Origin of the sequence: Sphingorhabdus sp. (genome assembly GCF_035329025.1) — a bacterium.
GTDB lineage: Bacteria > Pseudomonadota > Alphaproteobacteria > Sphingomonadales > Sphingomonadaceae > Sphingorhabdus_B.
Map to the genome: position 1 here is coordinate 1 of NZ_DAOLHN010000083.1, position 5,010 is coordinate 5,010.

The following is a 5,010-nucleotide window of genomic DNA, read 5'->3' on the forward strand; positions in this document are numbered from 1 at the left end:
CGGTGCAGAAGCTGGTCGACAAGCTGCGCACGCAGAAGCACATCACCATCCACCATGATGAAATCCCGCGGGCGAACCATTTCTATGAAAATGAAATGGAATTGCTGCTGGCGTCAGTCGAGAATTATCTCGACATGCGGCTTGATCCGGCCTGCCCGATCAAGTGATTTATTGGGGCTGGTCGCTCGATTCCACGAGCGACCGGCCCTGATCGTCGGGCACTGTCCAAATCGCAACATTGGCGAACAGCACCAGCGCGGTGGCGATCATCAACCAGACTTTCTGGCCCAGCCCGTCTCGCTTCCAAAGCTTCCAAGCGCCCCAGAGCAGCGCAAAGCCACCCAGCATGGCAATCGACAAGATAGCAGCAGTCATTCGCTTTCGTTAAAAGCTGTGGAAGGCGCTGGTCAAGCCGCGATACCAGCCAAATATGGCATGGTCTTTTTCCAGCCCCTATCCTAGAGAGCGCGCAATCCCGACTCGCCCGAGTGAAAAGGCCGCCGCCATGCGTATTGCCATTGCCTCAGACCATGCCGCGCTTGCGATGAAATCGGCGCTGAAAGCGCATCTGGAGGCTGGCGGGCACGTTGTCGCCGATCTTGGACCGTTTGACGAAACCTCCGTCGATTATCCTGATTATGGCTATAAGCTGGCTGCAAGCATGGCGGCTGGCGAAGCCGACTTTGGTGTTGCGCTTTGCGGATCGGGCATTGGCATTTCGATTGCGGTGAACCGCCACCCTGCCTGCCGTGCTGCTCTAGTTTCCGAACCCCTGTCAGCTAAGCTTGCCCGCGAACATAACGACGCCAATGTCATCGCCATGGGCGCTCGGTTAACTGGCATTGATATGGCCAAGGCCTGCCTCGATACATTCCTTTCCACGCCTTTCGCCGGGGACCGCCATGTCCGCCGCGTGGGCAAGCTATCTAATCCCGACTTCGCAAAGGATCCCCTATGACCGCCTCTGCCGCCAATGACGTCCAGCCGGACGGTTTCTTCACCCAGAGCCTTGCTGAACGCGACCCCGAGATTGCAGGCTGGATTGCGCAGGAACTGAAGCGCCAGCAGGAAAAGATTGAGCTGATCGCGTCGGAAAACATCACCTCGCGCGCGGTGCTTGAAGCTACCGGTTCGGTACTAACCAACAAATATGCCGAGGGCTATCCGGGCAAGCGCTATTATGGCGGATGCGAATATGTCGACGAGATCGAAACGATCGCGATCGAGCGCGCAAAGAAGCTGTTCGGTTGCGGATTCGCCAATGTGCAGCCCAATTCAGGCAGCCAGATGAACCAGGCAGTGTTCCTTGCTCTGCTGCAACCCGGCGACACTTTCATGGGACTCGACCTCGCCGCTGGCGGACACTTGACCCATGGCAGCCCGGTCAACATGTCGGGCAAATGGTTCAATCCGGTTTCCTATGGCGTTGATCGTGAAAACCATCGCATCGATCTGGACGAAGTCGCCCGCATCGCGCGAGAGAACAGGCCCAAGCTGATTATCGCAGGCGGCACCGCCTATTCCCGCATCTGGGATTGGGCCGCCTTCCGTGCGATTGCCGATGAAGTTGGCGCTCTCTTGCTGGTCGACATGTCGCACATTTCGGGCCTTGTTGCCGGTGGCGCACATCCCTCGCCGATCCCGCACGCACATGTCGTCACAACCACGACGCACAAGTCGCTGCGCGGCCCACGTTCGGGCGTCATCCTGTCTAACGACGAAGCCATTGCGAAAAAGATGAACTCGGCAATCTTTCCCGGCCTTCAGGGCGGCCCATTGATGCACGTCGTTGCGGCCAAGGCAGTCTGTTTCGCCGAAGCGATGCGCCCCGAATTCAAGACCTATGCAGCAAGTGTCGTCGAAAATGCCAAGGCGCTGGCCGCCAGCCTGCAGGAACAGGGCCTCGATATCGTGTCCGGCGGCACCGACAACCACTCAATGCTGGTTGACTTGCGCCCGAAGCAGGCAAAGGGCAAGCATGCCGAGCATGCACTGGATCGCGCGTCGATCACCTGCAACAAGAACGCGATCCCTTACGACCCGGAAAAGCCGTTCGTTACCTCGGGCTTGCGACTGGGCACCCCGGCGGGCACGACGCGCGGCTTCGGCCCGGCAGAGTTCCGCGAAATTGGCCGTATGATCGCCGATGTTGTCGAAGGATTGCGTAAAAATGGCGAGGCTGGCGACGGCCAGATCGAAGCGCGGGTGAAGGAAGAAGCCGAAGCCTTGTGCGCGCGCTTCCCGATTTATCCGTCCTGAGCTATATTCGCACTTGAAATGGGAAAGTGACTTACTCATCTAATACAGAGATGAAGGGAGACGGATAATGTCCCAGATGTGCAATGAATGTGCGACCGAAATCAGCGAAGGCATGAAATTCTGCCCGAGTTGTGGCGCGAAAACCCCTGAAAAACTGTCTGAGGAGAGCATTCCGAACCAGGCAAAGCATTATGTCGGCGAAGCTGCTGACGAGCTTTGGGGTGCCACCAAAGACGCGTTCCACACTGGAAAGCACCTCGCCGATCAGGACACTGTCAAGAAGGTAGCCGGCGGTGCAGCTATCGGTGCCGCGGCCAGCATATTGGCACCCATCGGCCTTGCAACCGGAGCCGTGATTGGTGCAGGCATTGTTGCCTACCGGCATGTGAACAAGAAAAAAGCCCAAGAAAAAGACAAATAATGCGTTGCCCCTTTTGCGGACATGATGACAGCCAGGTAAAGGACAGTCGCCCGACCGAGGATGGTGCGGCCATACGCAGAAGGCGTCAGTGCGAAGGCTGTGGTGCACGTTTCACGACCTTTGAACGCATCCAGTTGCGCGAACTGACCGTCCTGAAAACCGAAGGACGCCGCGAACCGTTTGAGCGCGAAAAACTGGAGCGATCGGTTGCTGTTGCATGCCGAAAGCGCCCGATAGAGCAAGCGCAAATCGAGAAGCTTGTATCAGGTATTCAACGCCAGCTGGAAACACTCGGAGAAACCGAAATTGAATCCGCGCGCATCGGCCAGTTCGTGATGGAAGGTCTCAAGGGTCTGGATACTGTGGCCTATATCCGCTTTGCCAGCGTTTATAAGGAATTTGCCGAAGCTAAAGATTTCGAAGAGTTTGCGGGCAACGTTGCTGAAGCCGCAAAAAAGTAATTCGCAAAAACGAACCGGTACATTTTCGAAGTTGCGCTGCGGTAACTCAAATCTAGGCTTATCTACCTTAGTGCTTGGAGGTTGATAATGCTGACGCCGCTCTTTTTAATGTTGTTAGCTTCGGGTGACACCGGAAGCCAAAAGCCCGTGGCCGTCAAGGCTGTAGATCACGATCCCATCATTTGCCGGACCTATGAAACAACCGGCACCCGTCTTGGTCGCAAAAGAGTGTGCATGCGCAAAAGCGACATGGTTCGCGACGAATTTGAGAACCAGAAGACCCTTGAAAAGAGCATGATTGATGTGAAGCCGCGTTTTGAAGGCACCGGTCAGTAAGCTTTTCAACGCGACAGATTTGACCTAGGGGGCGCAGATTATGCCCCCAATAGTCATCCTAGTCCGACCGCAACTTGGCGAGAACATTGGCAAGGCCGCTCGCGCCATGCTGAATTTCGGGTTGAGCGAAATGCGAATCGTCAACCCGCGCGATGGCTGGCCCAATCCTTCCGCCGGTCCTGCTGCGTCGGGTGCGGATATTGTGCTGGAACAGGCGCAAGTCTTCGATACTCTGACTGAAGCCACCGCAGACATTAGCCATATCTACGCAACCACCGTGCGCAAACGCGGCGTTACCAAGCCGGTGCTCACACCGGAGGAAGCTGCAGGCGAAATCGTTACCGCACAAGGGCGAAGTGCCATTCTGTTCGGCGCCGAACGGTCGGGTCTGGAAACCGACGAAGTCGCCATTGCACGCAGCATCATTACGGTGCCGATCAACCCCGAATTCGGTTCGCTCAATCTCGCCCAAGCCGTGATTCTATGTGCCTATGAATGGTCCAAGCACCAGACGTTGGAAAGCCCGCCAAAGGTCGAGCTTGATCCGCCTGCCCCGCAGGTGGAACTAGACGGGATGATCCTGCAGCTTTTTGATATGCTCGAACAGCGCGACTATTTCTTCCCGCCCGAACGCACCAGCGTGACGCAACAAACCTTGCGCAATCTGCTGACCAAGCCGGGCTGGAACAGTCTCGAAATCCGCACCTTGCGCGGGGTGCTTAGCGCCTTCAAGGATCGCAAGCGCTAGTCAGCCGCGTAGAGCATCCCAGCGGCCAAATTCATAGGCAATCGAGCCTTCGACGAGTGTTTCCCACATTTCTGCGATGACATCCTGCGGGATACGCAAATCGAGCGCCGCTTTCCGGGCGTTGGCAATCACCTGTGCCTTGCGAACCTCGTCGCGCACCGTCACACGATCCTGTTTGATGCGCGCGGCGGCGTCCATATACCCAAACCGGCGGGCAAGAAGCTCGACCAGTTGCGCATCGACATCGTCGACACCGGCGCGAACTTCGGCCATATCGGCGCAATCCGCCGGATCTTTTACACCTTGGGGAGAAGTTTCTATTGTCATGGCCCGCGCCATTAGGGTTCAGTCGGCTTTCTGTCGAGCCGATACTTGACTTTATCCACACTCCCCGCCATAGGCGCGCCTTCGCAATTGGCCCCACACCCCGGTGAAGTGGCGGCCGCGTCCAGCAAATTGGTTGGGCGGTGCGATCCGGGACTATTTACCTTCCCCGAAAAGTGGGAACCGGTTTTCGGATTCAGGAAGGTAAACAACATTGATGTTAGCAAATTGAAAGGACTTTGACTCATGTCGAAGCGTCAGAATTCGAAGTATAAAATTGACCGTCGTCTTGGCGAAAATATCTGGGGTCGTCCCAAATCACCCGTCAATCGTCGTGAATATGGCCCCGGCCAGCACGGTCAGCGCCGCAAGGGCAAAATCTCCGACTATGGTCTCCAGCTCCGCGCCAAGCAGAAGCTGAAGGGCTATTATGGCGACATCACCGAAAAGCAGTTCAAGCG

8 protein-coding genes and 2 pseudogenes are annotated in these 5,010 nt (G+C 56.6%); 8 read left to right on the top strand and 2 right to left on the bottom strand.

Features of this window, described 5'->3' with window-relative positions; all coding sequences use genetic code 11:
- Positions 1-167: pseudogene (locus tag PKC81_RS14335) on the top strand (alpha/beta hydrolase); the annotation flags it as partial.
- A 1-nt stretch (position 168) separates the two neighbouring features.
- Here PKC81_RS14335 and PKC81_RS14340 read toward each other — a convergent pair.
- Positions 169-375 carry a hypothetical protein gene (locus PKC81_RS14340; protein WP_324337256.1) on the bottom strand — a complete coding sequence of 69 codons (207 nt, stop codon included), beginning with the start codon at positions 373-375 and terminating at the stop codon, positions 169-171.
- Between the two features lie 130 nt (positions 376-505).
- On the opposite strand from PKC81_RS14340, the gene rpiB reads away from it, so the two are divergent.
- The 6 genes from rpiB (at position 506) to PKC81_RS14370 (ending at position 4,225) form a co-directional block, all read left to right on the top strand.
- Positions 506-958: a ribose 5-phosphate isomerase B gene (gene rpiB / locus PKC81_RS14345; RefSeq protein ID WP_324337258.1), complete on the top strand. Its 453-nt coding sequence runs from the start codon at positions 506-508 to the stop codon at positions 956-958.
- Positions 955-2,259 carry a serine hydroxymethyltransferase gene (glyA, locus tag PKC81_RS14350; protein ID WP_324337260.1) on the top strand — a complete coding sequence of 435 codons (1,305 nt, stop codon included), beginning with the start codon at positions 955-957 and terminating at the stop codon, positions 2,257-2,259. Before rpiB ends, glyA begins: the two co-directional genes overlap by 4 nt.
- A 67-nt stretch (positions 2,260-2,326) precedes the next feature.
- Positions 2,327-2,680, top strand: coding sequence for a zinc ribbon domain-containing protein (locus tag PKC81_RS14355; RefSeq protein WP_324337263.1), 354 nt, complete (start codon positions 2,327-2,329; stop codon positions 2,678-2,680).
- The gene (nrdR, locus tag PKC81_RS14360; RefSeq protein ID WP_298599139.1) at positions 2,680-3,141 is read left to right on the top strand and encodes a transcriptional regulator NrdR; all 462 of its coding nucleotides are present in this window, start codon (positions 2,680-2,682) and stop codon (positions 3,139-3,141) included. Before PKC81_RS14355 ends, nrdR begins: the two co-directional genes overlap by 1 nt.
- An 87-nt stretch (positions 3,142-3,228) precedes the next feature.
- A complete protein-coding gene (locus PKC81_RS14365; protein ID WP_298599142.1) occupies positions 3,229-3,477 on the top strand; it encodes a hypothetical protein in 249 nt (82 codons plus the stop codon).
- Between the two features lie 40 nt (positions 3,478-3,517).
- Positions 3,518-4,225, top strand: a complete 708-nt coding sequence (locus tag PKC81_RS14370; RefSeq protein ID WP_324337266.1) for an RNA methyltransferase — start codon at positions 3,518-3,520, stop codon at positions 4,223-4,225.
- Here PKC81_RS14370 and PKC81_RS14375 read toward each other — a convergent pair whose 3' ends face one another.
- Positions 4,226-4,552 carry a chorismate mutase gene (locus PKC81_RS14375; protein WP_324337268.1) on the bottom strand — a complete coding sequence of 109 codons (327 nt, stop codon included), beginning with the start codon at positions 4,550-4,552 and terminating at the stop codon, positions 4,226-4,228.
- Positions 4,553-4,795: 243 nt separating this feature from the next.
- On the opposite strand from PKC81_RS14375, the pseudogene PKC81_RS14380 reads away from it, so the two are divergent.
- Positions 4,796-5,010, top strand: a pseudogene (locus PKC81_RS14380) (30S ribosomal protein S4); the annotation flags it as partial.

Bases quoted from the DNA above. Each gene is read 5' to 3' on its own strand.
- PKC81_RS14375 (WP_324337268.1), bottom strand. From the start codon at position 4,552: ATGACAATAGAAACTTCTCCCCAAGGTGTAAAAGATCCGGCGGATTGC.
- rpiB (WP_324337258.1), top strand. From the start codon at position 506: ATGCGTATTGCCATTGCCTCAGACCATGCCGCGCTTGCGATGAAATCG.
- PKC81_RS14370 (WP_324337266.1), top strand. From the start codon at position 3,518: ATGCCCCCAATAGTCATCCTAGTCCGACCGCAACTTGGCGAGAACATT.
- glyA (WP_324337260.1), top strand. From the start codon at position 955: ATGACCGCCTCTGCCGCCAATGACGTCCAGCCGGACGGTTTCTTCACC.
- nrdR (WP_298599139.1), top strand. From the start codon at position 2,680: ATGCGTTGCCCCTTTTGCGGACATGATGACAGCCAGGTAAAGGACAGT.
- PKC81_RS14340 (WP_324337256.1), bottom strand. From the start codon at position 375: ATGACTGCTGCTATCTTGTCGATTGCCATGCTGGGTGGCTTTGCGCTG.
- PKC81_RS14365 (WP_298599142.1), top strand. From the start codon at position 3,229: ATGCTGACGCCGCTCTTTTTAATGTTGTTAGCTTCGGGTGACACCGGA.
- PKC81_RS14355 (WP_324337263.1), top strand. From the start codon at position 2,327: ATGTCCCAGATGTGCAATGAATGTGCGACCGAAATCAGCGAAGGCATG.